Here is an 18,645-nt window from a genome sequence, read left to right as displayed (position 1 = left end):
CTGGCGGCCAGGGGAGCGGGCGGACGTGACACACCAGGAGTTCATCGTGCGCCGGGCGCAGACCCGCGACGTGCCGCGCATCCAGGCACTCGTCGAACCTCTCGTGCAGCAACGCATCCTGCTCGGCAAGGACCGCGTCGTCTTCTATGAGGCCGTGCAGGAGTTCCGGGTGGTCGAGGACCTCGAGGGAAACCTCGTCGGCTGCGGCGCCCTGCACGTGATGTGGGAGGACCTCGGCGAGGTGCGCACTCTCGCCGTGTCGGAGGACTGGCTCGGGCGCGGTATCGGGCACGCGCTCATCGGCCGACTGGAGGCGGACGCCCGGGAACTGGGCCTGACGCGCCTGTTCTGCCTCACGTTCGAGGTGGACTTCTTCACCCGGCACGGGTTCGTCGACATGGGCACCGAAACCGTGGACCCCGCCATCTATGCCGAGCTGGTGCGCTCCCCGGACGAGGGCGTCGCGGAGTTCCTCGACCTCGCCCGCGTCAAGCCGAACACCCTCGGCAACACCCGAATGCTCAAGCGCCTGGCCTGAGTCGCCCCGGCCCGCTCAGATGTGGGCGCCGTCGGCATTTCTCTGCTCATCTGAGCATGTTGTCTGCGCCGTAACCAACCGGACATAGTCGGTCGTTAGGCTGCCCCCCGAAGCACTCCGGCCGACCCGCACGGTTTGTGCGCCGCCCGCCCTGCGGGGTTCGTAGCGCGCCCACCGGCTCGTTCGGCGTGCCAGAAACCCGAGCTCCACCGCGCCTTGCCCTGCGCCCTGCCCTGCCCTGCTCTCTGTTCCGCCAGACCGTTCATCGCACCCACCCAGGAGACTCCATGTCGCTCGCCCCGCCCCGCCCGCTTCGGCTGGCCCTCGCTTCGCTGATCGGAGCGTGCCTCGCCGTCGCCCCGGTCGTAGCGTTCCCCGCCCAGGCCAACACCGCCGGCACCGGCGTCGTCATCAACGAGGCCTACCTCAGCGGCGGCAGCGCCGGCGCGGCGTTCTCGGCCAAGTTCGTCGAGCTGTACAACCCCACCAACACCGCCATCGACCTCTCCGCCTGGTCGCTGCAGTACCGCAAGGCCACCGGCGTCGTCACCGACAGCCCGGCGGCCGTCGCTCTGACCGGAACGATCCCGGCCAAGGGGTACTATCTCGTCTCCGGCGGGTCGAATGCGAACGGCGCGAACGGTGCGGCCCTACCCACCCCCGACCAGGTCTCCACCCTCAACCCCAGCGGCACCACCGGCACCCTGATCCTCGCCAACTCCACCACGCCGCTCAGCCTCGAGTCCGGCAACGCCGCCGGTAACCCGAACGTGATCGACCTGGTCGGCTACGGCGCCTCCCTCACCTTCGAAGGCGCCGTCGCGCCGGCGCCGAGCTCCAACACCGACGTCAAGTCGCTCAACCGCAGCGCCGCCGCCGACACCGACAACAACGCCGCAGACATCACCCTGTCGGCCACGATCACCCCCACCAATTCGGCCGGCCCGACCGGCGGAACACCCACACCGGCCCCGACCGACCCGCCCGTCGTCACGCCCACCCCGACCCCGACGACGGCCCCGCCCACCGACACCACCGCGATCAGCGCCATCCAGGGCACCGCGGATGCCAGCCCGCTGGCCGGCAGCACCGTGAAGACCGTCGGCGTCGTCACCGCCGCCTACCCCACCGGCGGCTTCGCCGGCTTCTACCTGCAGACCCCCGGCACCGATGGTGCCAACAATCCCGCCTCGCACGGCATCTTCGTCTACACCAAGACCCTCGGCGTCGACGTTGTTGTCGGCGACTACGTGAGCGTCACGGGCGCCGTCAGCGAGTACTACGGACTCACCCAGCTGACCATCAACGCTCTCGGCGACATCACCCGGCTCGACGGCGCCGGCATCACCGCCCCGGTCGCTGCCGAACTCCGGCTCCCGGCCGCTGACGCAGACCGCGAACGCCTGGAGGGCATGCTCGTCGCCCCCGCCGGTGCGTTCACGGTGACGAACAACTACACCACTAACCAGTACGCCGAAATCGGCCTCGCCGCCGGCACGACGCCCCTGGTCAACCCCACCGTCACCGACCGCCCCGGCAGTGCCGGTTACACGGCCGCCATCGCTGCCAACGCGGCGCGGGCAGTCACCCTCGACGACGGCGCGAGCACCAACTACCTCAGCTCGTCCAACAAGGGCCTGCCGGTTCCGTACCTCTCCACAACCGCCCCGGTACGCATCGGCGCCGCGGTCACCTTCACCAAGCCGACGATCCTGGACTATCGCAACAGCGCCTGGAAGCTGCAGCCGACAACAGCCTTGGTGCCCGCCAACGCCGCCATCGTGCAGCCGGCCACCTTCGAGAACACCCGCAGCTCGGCGCCGGAGAAGGTGGGCGGCGACATCCGCCTGGGCACCTTCAACGTGCTGAACTACTTCTCCACCACCGGGGACACCCTCACCGGGTGCCAGTACTACACCGACCGTGCCGGCGCCAAGATCACCGTCAGCGGCGGATGCGACGCCCGCGGCGCGGCGGACCAGGCGAACTTCCTGCGCCAGCAGGCCAAGATTGTCGCGGCCATCAACGCCCTCGACGCGCAGGTCATCTCACTCGAGGAAATCGAGAACTCGGCTGTCTTCGGCGCCAACCGGGACACCGCCCTGGCCACCCTGGTCGCCGCGTTGAACGCCGACCTCGGCCAGGATGCCTGGGCGTTCGTGCCGTCCCCGGCCGCGCTGCCGGCCAACGAAGACGTCATCCGCACCGCCTTCATCTACCAGAAGGCAGTTGTTGAAACCGTGGGCGGATCCACGATCCTCACCGGATCCGCAGCGTTCAGCAACGCCCGCCAGCCGCTCGCCCAGGCCTTCCAGCTGGTCGGCGATACCGACAGCCGCTTCCTCACGATCGTCAACCACTTCAAGTCCAAGGGGTCGGGCACCGGCGTGGACGCCGACATGGGCGACGGTCAGGGCGCCTCGAACGCCTCCCGCGTCAACCAGGCGACCGCGCTTGTCGCGTTCGCCGACACGATGTCGGCTCAGTCCGGCATCGACAGGGTGTTCCTCACCGGTGACTTCAACGCCTACGACCAGGAAGACCCGATCAAGGTGATCACCGACGCCGGTTACCTGAACCAGGAAGCCAAGAGCGGCGAGTACACCTACGCGTTCGGTGGGTCGGTCGGTTCGCTCGACCACGTCTTCGCTTCCCCCGAAGCGGATGCCGTCGTGACCGACGTGGACGTCTGGAACATCAACTCGGTCGAATCCGTGGCGCTGGAGTACAGCCGGTACAACAACAACGTGACCGACTTCTATGTCGCAGACGCCTTCAGGTCCTCGGACCACGACCCGGCGATCCTGGGCCTGAACCTGGCCAGCCCGACGGAGCCCACCCCGGTCCCGACGACCGAGCCCACCCCGGTTCCCACGACCGAGCCCACCCCGGTTCCCACGACCGAGCCCACCCCGGTTCCCACGACGGCGCCGACCCCTGTCCCGACGACCGAACCCACGTCGACGCCCACGGTCCCAGCAGCCACCGCACCGACGCTTGCCCCGACCGCGGCGCCGGAGAGTGCCCTCACCGCCGCCCTGCGCGACAAGATCAGCACCAACGCGTCGCGCTACTCGGCCGGCTCGGCGATCACCATCACGGCCGGTGCCGCGTATACCGGTGACTTCGTGTCGGCCTGGGTGCGCTCCACCCCGGTCAACCTGGGTGGATGGCTGCAGGTCAGCGCTGCGGGCACCGTGACCACGGCGCTGCCGACGGACCTGGCCGCTGGCACGCACCGCATCGTCCTGCAGGATGCAGCGGGCGCGGTCATCGGCTGGACCGAGATCACGATCGTCGCCCCCGGTTCTGGGGCGGCCGGCACCCTCGCCAGCACGGGTGTGGAGAGCGCCCCACTGCTGGCCGGGGCCCTGCTCCTGCTGCTGCTCGGCGCGCTGCTCGCCCGTCGTCGCCGCTCCACCCTGCCGAGCGCCTAACCGGCCGGCGCAAGCGGGCGTCCCCCAGCCGGGGGACGCCCGCTCCCCACCGCTCAGAAGTTGGCCTCGTCTGCCCTCCTGTGCTCATCTGAGCAAGTTGCCTCGCCGTAACCCGCCGGACATCCGGCGTCGTTAGGCTGCCCCCACAGTCAGTCCGTCCGCTGTTGTCGCCGATTTTCACGCGCGCCACACCGGCCCTTCATCTGCATCCCCGTCACCCCACGGCACCACTTTCGAGGAGAACAATGTCGCTCAACCCGTCCCGCCCGCTCCGGCTGGCCTTCGCTGCAGTGATCGGAGCGTGCCTGGTGGGCGCGCCCGTCGTTGCCGTCCCGGCCGTCGCGGCCCCGCTCCCGGTGCAGCTGAACCTGCTGAACATCAACGACTTCCACGGGCGAATCGACGCCAACACCGTGAAATTTGCCGGGACCGTGGAGACCCTGCGCGCCCAGCACCCCGAGAGCACCCTGTTCCTCTCCGACGGAGACAACATCGGCGCCTCGCCCTACGAGTCGGCGTCGCAGCAGGACACCCCGACCCTGGACGTACTGAACGCCCTCGAGCTGTCAGCCTCCGCGGTCGGCAACCACGAATTCGACCAGGGCATGGACGACCTCACCGGTCGGGTCTCGGAGAAAGCCAACTTCGACTACCTCGGTGCCAACGTCTACAAGGTGGGCACCCAGACGCCCGCTCTCCAGGAGTACGCGCTCCGCGAGGTGCAGGGCGTCACTGTTGCCGTGATCGGTACCGTGACCGAGGAAACCCCCACCCTGGTCTCGCCCAACGGCATCGCATCCGTCAGCTTCGGTGACCCTGTCGACGCGGTCAACCGGGTCGCCGGCCAGCTCACCGACGGCGACGACGCCAACGGCGAGGCCGACGTCATCATCGCCGAGTACCACGAGGGCGCCGGTGCCGGCACCGTGGAGAACGCCACCCTCGAGCAGGAGCTGGCCCTCACCGGCAGCGCCTTCGCCAAGATCGTCACGAAGACCTCAGCGGCGGTGGACGCCATCTTCACCGGCCACACCCACAAGCTGTACGCCTGGAACGCCCAGGTCCCCGGTGCCGCGACGGGCGTGACCCGCCCGGTGCTGCAGACCGGTAACTATGGTGAGAACATCGGCCAAGTTGTGCTCAGCTACGACACCGTCACTGGGGCCACCACCACGGTCACTAACCAGAACGTCAAGCGCAGCACGGCCGCCGACGCCGCTCTGGTCAGCGCATTTCCCAGGGTCGCCACCGTCAAGAACATCACCGACGCGGCCATCGCCAAGGCGGCCGTCACAGGCAGCGTGAGTGTCGGCACCATCTCTGCGCCGATCACCCGCGCCTCCATCGGCGGAGCGACCCCCGTTGTCGAGGACCGGGCCGCCCCGTCGACCATGGGCACCTTGGTGGCCAACGCACTGCTCGCGACTTTGTCCGACGAGAAGAAGGGCGGCGCTGATATCGGTGTCGTCAACCCCGGTGGACTGCGCAAGGACCTCCTGACCACACCGGACACCGACGTGAGCGTCTCGGAAGCAAACGCCGTTCTGCCGTTCGCGAACAACCTGTGGACCACCACCCTCACCGGAGCTCAGTTCAAGATCGCCCTGGAACAGCAGTGGCAGCGCGACAGCAAGGGCGCCGTGCCCAGCCGTCCCTACCTGCAGCTGGGTCTCTCCGACAACGTGAACTACACGTTCGACGCGACCCGTCCAGAGAGCGACCGGATCACCGGCATCTGGATCGACGGGAAGCCCATCGACCCGGCCGCCGGCTACACCATCGGCTCGTTCAACTTCCTGCTCACCGGTGGAGACAACTTCCGCGTCTTCACCGAGGGCACCGGCACCACCGACTCCGCCCTCGTCGACCGCGACGCCTGGATGTCCTACATCACGGCCAACAGCCCGCTGTCGCCGTCGTTCGCCGCCAACCAGGCTTCCGTGACCGGGGTGCCGAGCACGGCGGTCAAGCCCGGTGACACCGTGAGCTTCACCGTGTCGCAGCTCAACCTGACCTCCACAGGCGCCCCGAAGAACACCGAACTCGCCGTCACCTGGGCTGGCAGCAAGACGGTCTTCGCTCCGGCATCCGTCGACGCCACCGGCGCCGCAACGGTCACCGTCACAGTGCCCACCGACGCCGCGGCCGCCAGTGAGATCACCCTCACGGCCAAGGAATCCGGCACCACGGTGCGGGTGCCCCTGGCCGTCACCGTTCCGGTGACGGAGCCGACCCCGGTTCCGACGCCCGAGCCGACCCCGGTTCCGACGACGGCTCCGACCCCCGCCCCCACCGAGCTTCCCCAGACCGGATCGTCCGCTCCCACGAGCGCACCGACGGCCGCGGCGGAGTCCGCTCTGACCAAGGCCCTGCAGAACAAGATCACGGTCAATGACTCCACGGTGGCCGCCGGTGACAAGCTCACCATCGGCGTCGGAACCGCGTTCGCCGGTCAGTACGTCTCCGTCTGGGTTCGCTCCACGCCGATCAACCTGGGCGGCTGGCAGCAGGTCAGCGCCGCGGGCACCGTCGCCGCGGTGGTGCCGGCCGGTCTCGCCGCTGGGACGCACAGCATCATCGTGCAGGATGCCGCGGGCGCCGTGATCGGCTGGACCGAGATCACCGTCGCCGGCGTCACCCCGGCCGCGACACTCGCCCAGACCGGACTGGACGCGAGCCCGTGGCTGGCCGGCGGCGCGCTGATGCTGCTGCTCGGTGCTGTTCTGGTCAGTCGTCGCCGGGTTTCGATGGATTCGTAACCGACACGCAGAGCATTACCGGCGGCGCCGGTAGACCTCGCTAGCCTTGGACCATGTCGACGATCAAGCATCCCGTCGGCCCCCAGGCCAGCACCGTCTACCGGCGCCGTCGTTTGGTGGTCGGCCTCGGTGTGCTCGCCGTGATCCTGATCGTCATCCTGATCGTCGTGCGCCCCGGCGGCGGCAGTGACCCGGCGTCGACGGCGGCGCCGACGCCGACCGGAAACGCGGCCGATCCGGCAATTGCCGCCGACCCGGCCGCCCCCGGCGCCGCCGGCGCGGCGTGCGACCCGGCGGCCGTGCAGGTCGAGGCGATCACCGACCAGGACGCCTACGACGCGGGCGACGAACCTGAGCTCTCCCTGAGCGTGACCAACACCGGCAGCACACCCTGCACCCTGAACGCCGGCACCGCCACGCAGGTGTTCACGATCACCAGCGGCGCCGACGTGTACTGGTCCTCCACCGACTGCCAGTCCGACCCGGCAGACGCCGAGGTCACCCTGCAGCCAGGCGTCGCGGTGAGCACCAAGACGCCGCTCACCTGGGACCGTACCCGCTCCAGCCCGGAGACCTGCGAGATCATCGACCGGGAGCCCGTGCCCGGCGAGGGCGCGTCGTACTACCTCTCTGTGAGCGTGGGCGGCGTCGAATCGGCCGGCCCCACCCAGTTCCTGCTCAACTGACCGCCGGCCCGCGGTGTTCGCTCCGGGCTGAGGCCTCGAGTGGCCCCGCTCCGGCCGTGAATGATTGAATGGAGCACGTGACAGACGCGACTTCAGATACCCGATCGGATGCCCTGGCCAGCGCCCTGGCCAAGCAGGATGTCGCGGCGGTGGCGTACGCGCTCCGCAACGATGTAGTGATCGCGCCGTTGCTCGTGGTCAAGGGCTCCGCGGAGCAGGTGCGGGTGTTCGGTCGGGAGGGCAGCGACAAGCGCACCCTGCTGCTCTTCTCCTCCGGCGAGAACTACGCACGGATGATCCCCGACGAGGTCGATCCGCAGGTGATGGTGGCCAACGGTCAGTGGCTGCGGGAGTTCCTCACCGTGCACAGCCAGACGCTGGAGATGGTCTTCTTCGACGTGGCCGGCCCCGCCGTGATGCAGGCGGCTCCGGCTGACCTGCTGCGCGCACTCGGACCGATCGAGCCGTCGACGGACTGACCCGACCCGCTACCGGAACGCGTCGTCCAGCTCGGCGTCGCGCCGGGAGATACCCGTGCCCAGCGCCCGGTTCACCGCGGTCTGCACGGTGCTGCTGGACGCGTCGATACGGGTGCTGAAGCCCATCCGGGCGGCCTCGGCGGCGCGCTGTTTGGCCGCGGACACCGGACGGATCTCACCGGCCAGGCTGATCTCGCCAAACGCCACCACGTTGTGCGCTATGGGTTCGTCCTTGAGCGCCGATGCGACCGCGATCGCGATGGCCAGGTCCGCGGCCGGTTCCACCAGCCGTACCCCGCCCACCGTGGACACGTACACGTCCTTTTTCGAGAGCGGATAGCCCGCCCGCTTCTCCAGCACCGCCAGCAGCATCGCCACGCGGGAGCCGTCCACGCCGTTGGTCACCCGGCGCGGGTTGGGCATGGCGGTGTCGATCACGAGCGCCTGCACCTCCACCGGCAGGGCGCGACGTCCCTCCATCGCCACGGTCACACAGGTGCCGGAGACCGCGGCGGTGCCGCGGCTGAGGAACAGCCCGCTCGGGTCAGCGACCTCGCTGATGCCGTCACCGGTCATTTCAAAACAGCCCACTTCGTCGGTGGAGCCGAAGCGGTTCTTGAGGGCCCGCACGAACCGCAGCGCAGTATGCCTGTCGCCCTCGAACTGACAAACCACATCCACCAGGTGTTCCAGCAGCCGCGGGCCGGCAATGGTGCCGTCCTTGGTGACGTGCCCCACCAGCAGCACGGGCAGGTTGCGGTCCTTGGCGAGCCGGATGAGCGTGGACGCCACCTCGCGCACCTGGCCGGGCTGCCCGGCCTGGCCGTCGTTGAGGGAACTGGACACCGTCTGCACGGAGTCGATGATCACCAAATCGGGTTTGACCGCGTCGATCTGGCCGAGGATGGTGGCCAGATCGGTCTCGGCGGCGATGAAGAGTTCCGGCTGCAGTGCCCCGGTGCGTTCGGCGCGCAGGCGCACCTGCGCCACGGACTCCTCGGCGCTGACGTAGAGCACCCGGGACTTGGCTACGGCCGCCTTGGACGCCACCTCGAGCAGCAGGGTGGACTTGCCCACCCCGGGCTCGCCGCTAAGCAGGATCACCGAGCCGGGCACGATGCCGCCGCCGAGTACCCTGTCGAACTCGTTGATGCCGGTGGGCCAGTGCGCTACCGCCGTCGTGTCGACGTGGGTGATCGGCCGGGCTACGCCGGTGCCGCTCACAACGGAGGGAGCGACCGACCGGCTGATGCCAGTCTTCTCCGCGGTTTCCACCACGGTTCCCCATTGCTGGCATTCGCCGCAGCGGCCCGCCCATTTCAGGGTGGTCCAACCACACTCGGTGCAGCGGAAGTTGGAGACGGGTTTAGCCATGCTGCGAGCCTAGCCGCGGCCGCAGACACGCCTCACTCGGTCAGGGCCTCCTGGGGGACTCGTCGGGCCACGGCCGAGCTGAGCAGGGGCAGGAAGGCCTCCGCCCAGGTGCGGTAGCCGCGGTCGTTCGGGTGGAACATATCGTTGGCCACCTGCGTCAGCACGCTCCGCCAGCCCTGTCGTTTGGTGGTGGCGTGCAGCGGCACGACGGTGAGGCCGTGCTCGGCGGCCACGTCGCGCACGATCTGGTTGGCCACGGCCACCTTGCGTTCGTTGTGGGGCAGGTGGAAGCACGGCAGGTCGGCCACGAGCGCGTGCGGCGGCAGGGCCGCGAACACTGTGCGAATGCCGGATTCGAAGCGTTCCGCATCCCACTGGGCGATGTCGTTGGCGCCGATGGCGACGGTGACGAAGTCGGGCTGCAGCTTGGCGAACCGCGGCAGCTGGTCGCGCACGGCCAGCTCCACGGTGGCCCCTGAGACACTGAGGTTGATCACCCGCAGGGTGCGGCCTGTGGCCAGACGGATGTGGTCGGCCAGGATGCCGACATAACCACGGTTGGGCGCGCTGGCGCCGATGCCCTGCGCGGCACTGTCACCGATGGCCACGTAAAGCAGGTCGCCCTTCTCCTTGGCGTGGGTGCGCCACCAGAGCGAATTGATCGGCAAGGTCTCGTTGAGCTCGGCGGCGTTGGCGGCCAGGTGCAGCTTGAAGCGCCTGTAGTTGGCGACCGCCACCGCTGTGATGCCGGCGGTGGTGGCCAGGGCGCCGGCGGCGAGGGCAAGAGTGCGGGGAGTGGAACTGTCGTTTGTCACCCCGCGAGAGTACCGCCGGCCTCTGACAATTGCCCGGATTGGCGCCGGACCCCTCCTCTCAACTACAATCGCTCTCGGTACCGTGTCCGAGCGGCCGAAGGTGCAACTCTCGAAAAGTTGTGTGGGGGAGACTCCACCGTGGGTTCAAATCCCACCGGTACCGCCACGAAAAACCCCGTTGATCCTTGTGATCACGGGGTTTTTTTGTCCCCGGACGCGGTCACACCCCACGGAAATCCCACAACTGATCGAGCTCGCGCGGTTCTCTCGCCCGTGAACAGGTTCGCAATCATGGGTACGCTCGATGAGGCGCGTTTGCGGAACTAGTTCACGCGCCGCTCGGCGGGCAATGTCCCGTCGCGCTCAGCTCGAACGTGAAGGAAACACCTTGTCTGATCACGCAAGAATCAAGGGCCACACCGTGACCCGCACCGTGCACATCGAGGCTTCGCGCGCGCGCGTCTGGAAGGCGCTGACCGACCCCGAGGTGATGGTCCAGTGGTTCGGAGACGGTGTGGTGTTCGCCGCGCTCGAGCCCGGCGCTACCGGCAGCATCGACTGGGATGACTACGGCAGCTTCCCGATCGAAATCACCGAGGTGGTGCCCGACGACTCGTTCGGCTTCCGTTGGTCCGGAATCCCCGCCGAAAAGCTCGACGAGTACTCGACGCACGTGCGCTTCACCATCGCCGATGCTGGTACCGGGACGGATGTCACGGTGATCGAATCGGGCTTCGATACGCTCCCCGGCGGTACTCGCTACCGTCGCGAACGTCTCGAGCAGAACCGAGAGGGCTGGGACGTCGAACTCGCCGAGCTCGCGATCCTCCTCGAGGATGTTGCCCAGTAGTTCACGATCACGGGGGAGTCGCTCGATGAGTCGGCCGCGGATCGGACACTGCTGAAATTCGTTCTGCGTTATCGAGAGCTACCGAGACGGCGTCCAGGTCATCAACGAAGAGATCTGGATCGACGCCACGTTCAGCGCAGCGCCCAGAAGGGCAGCGAGGCGACCACCCCGCCGAGCAGAATCAACGCGACTGCTATCACCGGCGATGCCGTGACGTCACCGGTGCCCAGGCGCGTGGTGATGCGGGAAAGCAAAGCGTGCGTCCGCCGGTGGGAGAGGATGCCCACGGTGAGAAGCACGAGGCAGGGGAGGCAGTAGATCACGGCGTAGCCAGCGAGGATCAGCAGCCCTGCCCCGGTAGTGACACCGGCGTTGAGGAGGCGTTCGATCGCGATGAAGTACGGAAACGCGTTGGGCAGGTCGGCGCCGGTCAGTAGCGCGCCGAACGGAAGCGCCGTCCAGGGCGTGAACCAAGCGGGCAGTGCGATGGGGGTGCGGGGTCTGGTGCGGAACCGCCGGATGCCGGCGAGGATCAGCACGAGGCCGGCGGCGGCGAAGGCGACGTATCGGATGCCCTGTACGATGCCGTCGACCGCTCCGGAAGCAGCGCCCGCGCCGAGGAACAGAGCAGCGCCGGCGCCGAACACGGTGAGTGCTGCACCGAGCACCGTCACCAGCGCCGTCAGCACGGGGCGCCGGGGGGCGGCAAGGAGGATCAGAGTCACTGCGACGATCGTGGCCGGGTTGAACGAGTCCAGCACCGCGAGCCCGGCGATCGCGAGCAGAAGGGGCGCGGTCACCGACTGTCCTGCCCCGGACGGCGCACGAGGACGTCGATCAGGGCGTCGAGCTCCGCCTCCGTGGGGGCGGTTTCGATGCCGGCGACGACGTTCGCGGCGAGTCCGTCTCCGACTAGACGGATGATCCGCGCTCGAGTCGCGTCTCCCGTGTCGTCCTGGATCATCGACTCCCACCGTGCGATCGCCTCCCGCGATGCGGCCGCGACGTCGTCGCCGGGCGTCTCGACCGCGCGGTGCGCGATGGCCAACGCCCGGAACAACGCCACGTCCTCCCCGGCCGGCACCGAGATTCGCAACCACGTTTCCGCCGCTCGGCCCTCCGTCGATGCGGCGACCATTATGGCGTCGATTTCCTCAAGAGCAGCCACAGCCAGTCCTTGCACAAGCGCCGCCCGGGAGGGGAAGTGATGCAGGAGGCCACCCTTCGAGACGCCGGCCTTGCTCGCCGTCTCGTTCAGCGAGGGCACGACTCCGCGATCTAGTGTGAGCTGTCGAGCGGCGCCGAGGATGAGTGCTTTGCGATCCATGCGAACATCGTACCAAAAAAGACCGTCCGGACGGTTGGTTTCTCAGACGATTCCACTCCGCGTTCGCCCGGCAGGTGGCGAGCCGGCCCGGGACGCACCGGAGCCGGACGAGGACCCGTCGTTTTCGCTAGCCTTGAGCCTTCCCGACCGCCGCCCGCGAGGAGCACGCCTACCCATGCCGACAGTTGCGCTGGAGCCTCGCTATTTCGACCGGATGGGCTCCTCGCTCGGTGACAAGGCGCGGATGGTGCTGCCGCACCTGCGTGGCCCCCTGGTGTTGGATGTCGGAGCCGGCGGTGGCGAGCTCACCGCCGCGATCGCGGGTGCCGGCTTCCGGACATCCGCCCTGGACGCCGCGCCGGACGCCATCACCAGGCTGACTGCGCTCGGGATGCTGCACGAGGTGCGGCGCGGCTACGCCGAGCAGGTGCCGCAGCTCTTCGACGAGCCGTTCGACACGATCGTCGTGAGCGCCCTGCTGCATGAGGTCTACTCCTACGGAACGTCGCCGAATACCGAACCAATCCTGCGCGGGTACGACGCGCTGGCGCTCACCGTGACCCGGTGCCGCGAGAGCCTGCGCGGCCGGGGCCGCTTGATCATCCGCGACGGTGTCATGCCGGAACGGCCCACGGAGCCGGCGACCGTGGACGGACTGTCCGACGAGGACGTCGAGGCGTTCCACGACTACCTGCGGCGCAGCCCGCACCCGTTGTTGCGGGCACTGCACCTGCGCGGGCGGAGCCTGACCGGCACCCGGCATGCCGTCGCCGAGTTTCTGCTCACGCTCACCTGGGGCATCGAGACCTTCCCGCGGGAAGCCCTGGAGCGTTATCAGCTCTTCACTCTGGGCGGGTACAGCCAATACGCAGGGGACCTGGGCTTCGATCTCGTGCACAGCGAGGCGGTCACCCAGCAGGGATACGTCGACGCCCTCTCCTGCCTCAGAGTCACAAGCGGCGACCGGCCGTGGTTCCCGGCCACGAACGGCCTGTGGGTGTTCGAGAAGCGATCAACCTCGTAGCCGGCTCTGCACCAGCCGAAGCCCGCCGACAACTGTTGCCCGTGCGGACATCTGTTGACGAGGAGGTGGCGCACCGGTCTCGAGGCGACCGGAGCGCCTGTCGCAGCCTCTAGGAAGACATGCGGGACTGCACCCAGTCCAGTGAATGTCGCGCCTGGTCGGCGCTGAGGCGGGTCTGTCCGCCACAGTTCGTGCACTCGTTGGAATACTTGGTGGAGAACGAGAACAGCGGCAGAAAAAACACCGTGAACCGGTTCGCAGACTTCACGACATTTTGCGGCGCTCGCTCCCCGCAGAATGCGCAGACGAACGTGACGACGTTGATGACCTTCTGCGAGGCATTGATGCCGAAGAGGAGAAACATTGTCGGTTCCTTCCGAGGTGTCAGGAGAAGGATTGCCCGTCTCCCGGTAGTAGTCAGGCGGCGACGCGCAGGGCCGAACGCAGGTGCGTGAGGCCCTCGCTCAGACGGGAATCGGCGACGTCGACGCTCACGCCGAGCAGGTCGGCGACCTGATTGTTGCTGAAGCCCGAGTAGTAGGCGAGGTGAATCGCCTGGCGGTGTTCCGGCGACAGGGTGTCGATGGCGTCCGTGGCGTGGTCGAGGGTATGAGTGGTTGTGAACATGAATCGTACTTTTCGTTATGACGTGTGAAGGCGGCGCGCAGCATTGCGTGCGCCGAAATTCGAACAGCGTAGGTGATCGACCGTAAGTCCCGGTCGAGTGCGTCCGAGCGGGTAGTACCCGTTCGAGCGGTGCGTGACTCCGGCCATGGATTGGGGCAGCGGAGTGGTCGGATCGTGGTAAGGATCGACGCGCAACTTCCTATACTAGCACACGGGCGGGGCCGATCCCGCCCAGGACTACGGCAGGCCGAGCAGCCGGAGCCCGGCCGCCGCTGCCGCACCCACGATCACCACGACGAGGAACGGCGCCTTCAGCCACAGGGCCACGGCGGCGGCCACCAGGGCCCCCAGCCTGGCGTCGAGCACCAGCTGTTGCCCGGTCGCCACCGAGTTGGCAACGGTGAGGGAGGCCAGCAGGCCGATGGTGAGGGTGCCTGCGATCCGGGCAACCCGCGGATTCGCCAGCCACTTCTTCGGCACGAGATAGCCGAGGAGCTTGGTGAGGAACCCGACGACGCAGGCGACGACGATCCAGAACCACAGCGTCACGAGGGGTCCGTCCGGTCGGTCTGCACGGTGTCGGGATACGGGTCGATATCGGGCTCCAGGCCCTCACCGTCGGGTCCGGCCCGATAGCCGAACCAGCCGACCGCGGCGGCCACCACGGCTGCCACCAGAATCGGCACGCCAGGTGGCACAAACGGTATGGCAAGGATCGTGGCGAGCGCACAGGCCGCCGCGATCGCGCCGGCGTCCCGCGACCGCAGCCGCGGCCAGAGCAGGGCCAGGAACGCGGCCACAGCGGCGCCGTCCAGGCCCCACCGCTTGGGGTCGCCGAGCGCGTCGCCGGCCAGGGAGCCGACCAGGGTGAATAGGTTCCACAGCACGAAGATGCCGACCCCGGCCACCCAAAAACCGCGTCGCTGCTCGAGAGGGTCGGTCTGACCGGTGCTGGTGGCCAGGGACTCGTCGATGGTCACCTGCGCGGCCGCGAGGCGCCACCACCCGCGCGGCTGCAGCAGAACGTTGATCTGCATCCCGTACACCGCGTTGCGGATGCCCAGCAGTGCCGCCGCGCTCGCGGCGGCCACCGGCGTGCCGCCGCCGGCGATGACGCCGATGAACGCGAACTGTGAGCCGCCGGAGAACAGCAGCAGGCTCAGCGCCTGGGTCTGCCACACGGTCAGCCCGGACGCGACGGACAGGGCGCCGAACGAGACGCCGTACAGGCCGGTGGCCACGGCGATGGACAGGCCGACCCGGGCTCCGGGGGACTGGCGCAGGGACGTGGACACCGGCCGATTTTAGCCGAAGCGGCGCCCGGACCGGGTCATTCCCTGGCGGTGGCTGGTGGCCGCAGGGCGAGCCGAGTCTGGGTTTGACCGGCCCCGGCCTGCTTCTTCAGGCGGTGCAGCAGCTCGTTCAGGTGCGTGGTGTCATTGACCCAAACGTGCAGCAGGTAGTCGTACGGACCGGTCACATGCGCGGCATCACGCACCTCGGGCTCGGCCAGAGCGGCGAGGAGGAAGGAATCGGAGTCCGCGTCGGTGCGGAGCCGAACGTCGATGAAAGCCTCCAGCCCGAGCGGGCCCAGCGGCGCGTCATCGGCCAGCACAGCCCGATACCCCACGATGACCCCGGTGGCTTCGAGCTTCCGCACCCGCGCGGCGGCCGCGTTCGTGCTCAACCCCACCGCGGTGCCGAGGGCACTGAAGGAAATGCGCCCGTCGGTGCGCAGAATGCCGATGATTTCGCCGTCGAGATCGTCCATGCCGCGATCGTAGCCGTGCCGCGGAGAAAATCTAGGGGCAGGGTCGGCGGCCAGGGCAGGATCGTGGCATGGAGATCGAGCTGGGGCCACTGTTTGTCGGCGGGCTGTTGGCCGGGTGGGGAGTGGCCGTGCCGCTCGGCGCCATCGGCGTGCTCCTGGTGCGGGAGGCTCTGGCCGGCGGCTTCGGTGCCGGGGCCATAGCCGCGCTGGCGGTGGCGTTGGTGGACGGACTCTATTGCGTCGCCGCACTGGCGATCGGTGCGGTCGCCGCCCCGGTTCTCGACTCCTGGGGAGCGGCGCCGGCCGTGGGCGCCGGGCTGATCCTCCTGCTGCTGGGAGCCCTTGGGCTGAGCCGCCGGCCCGCGGCGGCGCAGCCGCGCGACAAGCCGCCGCGACCGCCGTCGCCGGGCCGGGTCTTTGCGACGTTCGCCGGGCTCACCGCGATCAACCCGGCGACGCTGCTGTACTTCGGTGCACTGACCGCGGCGTTGCCGCCGTCCCTCGGCCTGGACAGCGCGCCGGCCGTGTTCGTGGCGGGCGCCGTGGCGGCTTCCCTGGGCTGGCAACTGGTTCTGGTCGCGGTGGGGGCCTTCGCCGGCGGCCGGATCGGCGTGCGGGGCCAGTCCGTGCTCAGCGCCTGCGGGTACGGCCTGGTGATGGTGCTCGGTGCGGCCGCCGTCGTCGCCGCGCTGCCGGGTCTGGTGGCCGGTTAGATGACCTGCCAGGCCGGCTTGTTCGCGTAGGTGTACCGGTAGTAGTCGAGGTTGGCCAGGCGCGAGGCCGCGGCCTCGTCGACGAGCACGGTGACGTGCGGGTGCAACTGGATGACGGAGCCCGGGCTGCTCGAGGTGACCGGACCCTCCACCGCCGCGGCGATGGCCTCGGCCTTTTCCTCGCCGAAGGCCAGCAGGATCAGGTGACGGGCCCGGCGGATGGTGCCCAGGCCCTGGGTGATGCAGTGGACGGGAACGTCATGGGGGGAGCTGAAGAACCTGGCGTTGTCGATCCGGGTCTTCTCGGTGAGGGTCTTGACCCGGGTCAGCGACGCGAATGAGGAGCCGGGCTCGTTGAAGCCGACGTGGCCGGTGCGGCCGATTCCGAGGATCTGCACATCGACGCCGCCGGCGGCGCGGATGGCGGCCTCGTACTCGCTGCCCGCGGTCTCGAGGGTGGCCAGGTCGCCGTTGGGCACCCGGATATTGCCGGGGGTGAGACCGAGCGGCAGCACCGCGTCGCGGGTGATGACGGACCGGTAGCTCTCCGGGTGTCCGCTGGGCAGGCCCACGTATTCGTCGAGCGCGAAACCGCGCACCTTGGACACGTCCAGCGGATCGGACCTGAGCGAGTCGGCGAGGGCGCTGTACAGCGACATCGGCGTGGAGCCGGTGGCGAGACCGAGGACGGCATCCGCTTTCTGACTGATGAGTGACCGAATCGATGCGGCGGCCAGGATGCCGGCGTCGATGGGGGATTCGAGGATGACTACTTCAGCCAAGGGATGCTCCAGATGCGATTGAGAAGGGTGGATGGTGCGAGAAACGATGGTGCCGACCGGTGCCGCGAGCGAGGCTCGAGACACCGGCCGGTCAGGCTAGACCGCGGCCTTCGAGGTGGAGTCGGGGGCGGCCTCCTCCACGACGTCGTCGCCGCGGCCCGGCGTCTTCAGGTTCCAGCGGCGGATGACGAACCGGAACAGGAAGTAGTACAGCGCCGCGTAAGCCAATCCGATGGGGATGAGCAGCAGCGGCTTCTCGGCGAGGCCGAAGTTGAGGATGTAGTCGAAGGCGCCGGCACTGAAGCTGAAGCCGTCCCGGATCTCGAGGAAGTTCACCAGGGCGTGAGAGGTGCCGGTGAGCACAGCGTGGATGACGTAGAGCGGGAAGGCGACGAACATGAACGAGAATTCCAGCGGCTCGGTGACGCCGGTGAGCATCGCCGTGAGGGCGCCGGTGAGCATGATGCCACCGACGATCTTCTTCTGCGACTTCTTGGCTTCGTGCCAGATGGCCAGGGCGCCGGCGGGGAGGGCGAACATCATGATGGGGAAGAACCCGGTCATGAACGAACCCGCGGTGGGGTCGCCGGCGAAGAAGCGGTGCAGGTCGCCGGTGGCGCCGTTGTAGTCGCCGATCACGAACCACATCATCGAGTTGAGGATGTGGTGCAGGCCGACGGGGATGAGCAGGCGGTTCGCTGTTCCATAGAGGAACCCGCCCCAGATGTCGTTGGAGCTGACGAACGCGCCGAACGAGGTGAGGCCGCTGCTGAACGCCGGGTAAAGGAAGCTGAGCAGAACACCGAGCACCAGGGCCGCAACGGCGGTGACGATCGGCACGAACCGGCGTCCGCCGAAGAAGGCCAGATAGCTGGGCAGTTTGATGCGGTGGTATTTCTGCCACAGCACGGCGGAGACGACGCCCATGAGCACGCCGGCAAGCACGTTGTAGTTCACCAGAACCTGGTCGGCACCCTTGTCGGGCAGGCCCATCACGAGCGGAGACATCGCCTTGCCGACGTTGCTGAACACGAGGTAGCCCACGACGGCAGCCAGGGCGGTAGAGCCATCCGCCTTCTTGGCGAAGCCGATGGCCACACCCACCGCGAAGAGCAGGGGGAGGTTGTCGAACAGCGCGCCGCCGGCGGCGGCGATGACCGCCGCGCCGGTCTCGAAGCCCGGGATGGCGCCCAGCAGGTCGGGTTGACCCAGGCGCAGGAGCAGACCGGCGGCCGGCAGGGCGGCGATCGGCAGCATAAGGCTGCGGCCGATGCGCTGGAGTTGGGCGAGGCCCGGGATTTTTCGTCCCGTTCCGGCATCTACGGTGGTGCTGGACATGGATTCCTCCTGTGTTGGTGCTCGTGGTGTGTCTTGTGGACTGGTGAATGGTGTGCGGCCAGAGGCTGCGGGAAGGCATGCTGGCGCTGCCGATGAGCTCGGCAGGCCACCCGGGTGGGGCGGAG

Annotated in this window: 19 protein-coding genes and 1 tRNA gene; 9 read left to right on the top strand and 11 right to left on the bottom strand. The window is 68.5% G+C overall.

Translation table 11 applies throughout. The annotated features are described in order from the left end of the window. The first annotated feature begins 25 nt into the window (after positions 1–25). The 5 genes from C3B61_RS14470 to C3B61_RS14450 all read left to right on the top strand — a co-directional run bounded on the left by C3B61_RS14470 (position 26) and on the right by C3B61_RS14450 (position 7,899). Positions 26–538 carry an amino-acid N-acetyltransferase gene (locus tag C3B61_RS14470; RefSeq protein ID WP_088457303.1) on the top strand — a complete coding sequence of 171 codons (513 nt, stop codon included), beginning with the start codon at positions 26–28 and terminating at the stop codon, positions 536–538. Between the two features lie 287 nt (positions 539–825). After that, complete coding sequence (locus C3B61_RS14465; RefSeq protein WP_103461316.1) at positions 826–3,975, top strand: ExeM/NucH family extracellular endonuclease; 3,150 nt, start codon at positions 826–828, stop codon at positions 3,973–3,975. 245 nt (positions 3,976–4,220) lie between these two features. Then, the gene (locus tag C3B61_RS14460; protein WP_103461315.1) at positions 4,221–6,734 is read left to right on the top strand and encodes a bifunctional metallophosphatase/5'-nucleotidase; all 2,514 of its coding nucleotides are present in this window, start codon (positions 4,221–4,223) and stop codon (positions 6,732–6,734) included. Between the two features lie 53 nt (positions 6,735–6,787). Next, entirely contained in the window at positions 6,788–7,420 is a 633-nt protein-coding gene (locus C3B61_RS14455) for a DUF4232 domain-containing protein (RefSeq protein ID WP_103461314.1), read from the top strand. A gap of 77 nt (positions 7,421–7,497) precedes the next feature. Further along, positions 7,498–7,899, top strand: a complete 402-nt coding sequence (locus tag C3B61_RS14450; RefSeq protein WP_425266423.1) for an SseB family protein — start codon at positions 7,498–7,500, stop codon at positions 7,897–7,899. 9 nt (positions 7,900–7,908) lie between these two features. Here C3B61_RS14450 and radA read toward each other — a convergent pair whose 3' ends face one another. Together radA and C3B61_RS14440 are read right to left on the bottom strand one after the other, a co-directional pair. Next, a complete protein-coding gene (gene radA, locus C3B61_RS14445; protein WP_103461312.1) occupies positions 7,909–9,273 on the bottom strand; it encodes a DNA repair protein RadA in 1,365 nt (454 codons plus the stop codon). A 32-nt stretch (positions 9,274–9,305) separates the two neighbouring features. Beyond that, the gene (locus C3B61_RS14440; RefSeq protein ID WP_088457298.1) at positions 9,306–10,088 is read right to left on the bottom strand and encodes an SGNH/GDSL hydrolase family protein; all 783 of its coding nucleotides are present in this window, start codon (positions 10,086–10,088) and stop codon (positions 9,306–9,308) included. A 76-nt stretch (positions 10,089–10,164) separates the two neighbouring features. On the opposite strand from C3B61_RS14440, the gene C3B61_RS14435 reads away from it, so the two are divergent. Next, positions 10,165–10,254: transfer RNA gene (locus C3B61_RS14435), tRNA-Ser, on the top strand. Positions 10,255–10,476: 222 nt separating this feature from the next. Next, positions 10,477–10,938, top strand: a complete 462-nt coding sequence (locus C3B61_RS14430) for an SRPBCC domain-containing protein (RefSeq protein WP_165791184.1) — start codon at positions 10,477–10,479, stop codon at positions 10,936–10,938. 131 nt (positions 10,939–11,069) lie between these two features. Here C3B61_RS14430 and C3B61_RS14425 read toward each other — a convergent pair whose 3' ends face one another. Both C3B61_RS14425 and C3B61_RS14420 read right to left on the bottom strand, forming a co-directional pair. Further along, a complete protein-coding gene (locus C3B61_RS14425; protein ID WP_165791183.1) occupies positions 11,070–11,738 on the bottom strand; it encodes a GAP family protein in 669 nt (222 codons plus the stop codon). Further along, positions 11,735–12,265 carry a TetR/AcrR family transcriptional regulator gene (locus C3B61_RS14420; protein WP_103461351.1) on the bottom strand — a complete coding sequence of 177 codons (531 nt, stop codon included), beginning with the start codon at positions 12,263–12,265 and terminating at the stop codon, positions 11,735–11,737. The genes C3B61_RS14425 and C3B61_RS14420 overlap by 4 nt, the downstream gene beginning before the upstream one ends. Before the next feature lie 175 nt (positions 12,266–12,440). On the opposite strand from C3B61_RS14420, the gene C3B61_RS14415 reads away from it, so the two are divergent. Then, positions 12,441–13,289 carry a methyltransferase domain-containing protein gene (locus C3B61_RS14415; protein WP_165791182.1) on the top strand — a complete coding sequence of 283 codons (849 nt, stop codon included), beginning with the start codon at positions 12,441–12,443 and terminating at the stop codon, positions 13,287–13,289. A 109-nt stretch (positions 13,290–13,398) separates the two neighbouring features. On the opposite strand, the gene C3B61_RS14410 is transcribed toward C3B61_RS14415, so the two are convergent. The 5 genes from C3B61_RS14410 to C3B61_RS14390 form a co-directional block, all read right to left on the bottom strand. Continuing rightward, the gene (locus C3B61_RS14410) at positions 13,399–13,653 is read right to left on the bottom strand and encodes a zinc-ribbon domain-containing protein (RefSeq protein WP_088457295.1); all 255 of its coding nucleotides are present in this window, start codon (positions 13,651–13,653) and stop codon (positions 13,399–13,401) included. A gap of 53 nt (positions 13,654–13,706) precedes the next feature. Beyond that, positions 13,707–13,916 (bottom strand): RNA polymerase sigma factor, encoded by a 210-nt coding sequence (locus C3B61_RS14405; RefSeq protein WP_088457294.1) that lies wholly within the window; start codon positions 13,914–13,916, stop codon positions 13,707–13,709. Between the two features lie 237 nt (positions 13,917–14,153). Next, the gene (locus C3B61_RS14400; protein WP_103461308.1) at positions 14,154–14,465 is read right to left on the bottom strand and encodes an AzlD domain-containing protein; all 312 of its coding nucleotides are present in this window, start codon (positions 14,463–14,465) and stop codon (positions 14,154–14,156) included. After that, positions 14,462–15,211 carry an AzlC family ABC transporter permease gene (locus tag C3B61_RS14395; RefSeq protein ID WP_103461307.1) on the bottom strand — a complete coding sequence of 250 codons (750 nt, stop codon included), beginning with the start codon at positions 15,209–15,211 and terminating at the stop codon, positions 14,462–14,464. Before C3B61_RS14395 ends, C3B61_RS14400 begins: the two co-directional genes overlap by 4 nt. 35 nt (positions 15,212–15,246) lie before the next feature. Next, positions 15,247–15,687 carry an Lrp/AsnC family transcriptional regulator gene (locus tag C3B61_RS14390; protein WP_103461306.1) on the bottom strand — a complete coding sequence of 147 codons (441 nt, stop codon included), beginning with the start codon at positions 15,685–15,687 and terminating at the stop codon, positions 15,247–15,249. A gap of 68 nt (positions 15,688–15,755) precedes the next feature. Here C3B61_RS14390 and C3B61_RS14385 point away from each other — a divergent pair, with 68 nt between their 5' ends. Beyond that, positions 15,756–16,400 carry a LysE family transporter gene (locus C3B61_RS14385; protein WP_103461305.1) on the top strand — a complete coding sequence of 215 codons (645 nt, stop codon included), beginning with the start codon at positions 15,756–15,758 and terminating at the stop codon, positions 16,398–16,400. Here C3B61_RS14385 and C3B61_RS14380 read toward each other — a convergent pair. Further along, positions 16,397–17,182, bottom strand: a complete 786-nt coding sequence (locus C3B61_RS14380) for a glucosamine-6-phosphate deaminase (RefSeq protein ID WP_103461304.1) — start codon at positions 17,180–17,182, stop codon at positions 16,397–16,399. The genes C3B61_RS14385 and C3B61_RS14380 overlap by 4 nt on opposite strands. A gap of 96 nt (positions 17,183–17,278) precedes the next feature. After that, the gene (locus C3B61_RS14375; protein WP_103461303.1) at positions 17,279–18,520 is read right to left on the bottom strand and encodes a PTS transporter subunit EIIC; all 1,242 of its coding nucleotides are present in this window, start codon (positions 18,518–18,520) and stop codon (positions 17,279–17,281) included. Positions 18,521–18,645 lie beyond the last annotated feature (125 nt).

This window comes from Cryobacterium zongtaii, assembly GCF_002909375.1.
GTDB classification, from domain to species: domain Bacteria; phylum Actinomycetota; class Actinomycetes; order Actinomycetales; family Microbacteriaceae; genus Cryobacterium; species Cryobacterium zongtaii.
This window is presented reverse-complemented; position numbering and strand designations above follow the sequence as displayed.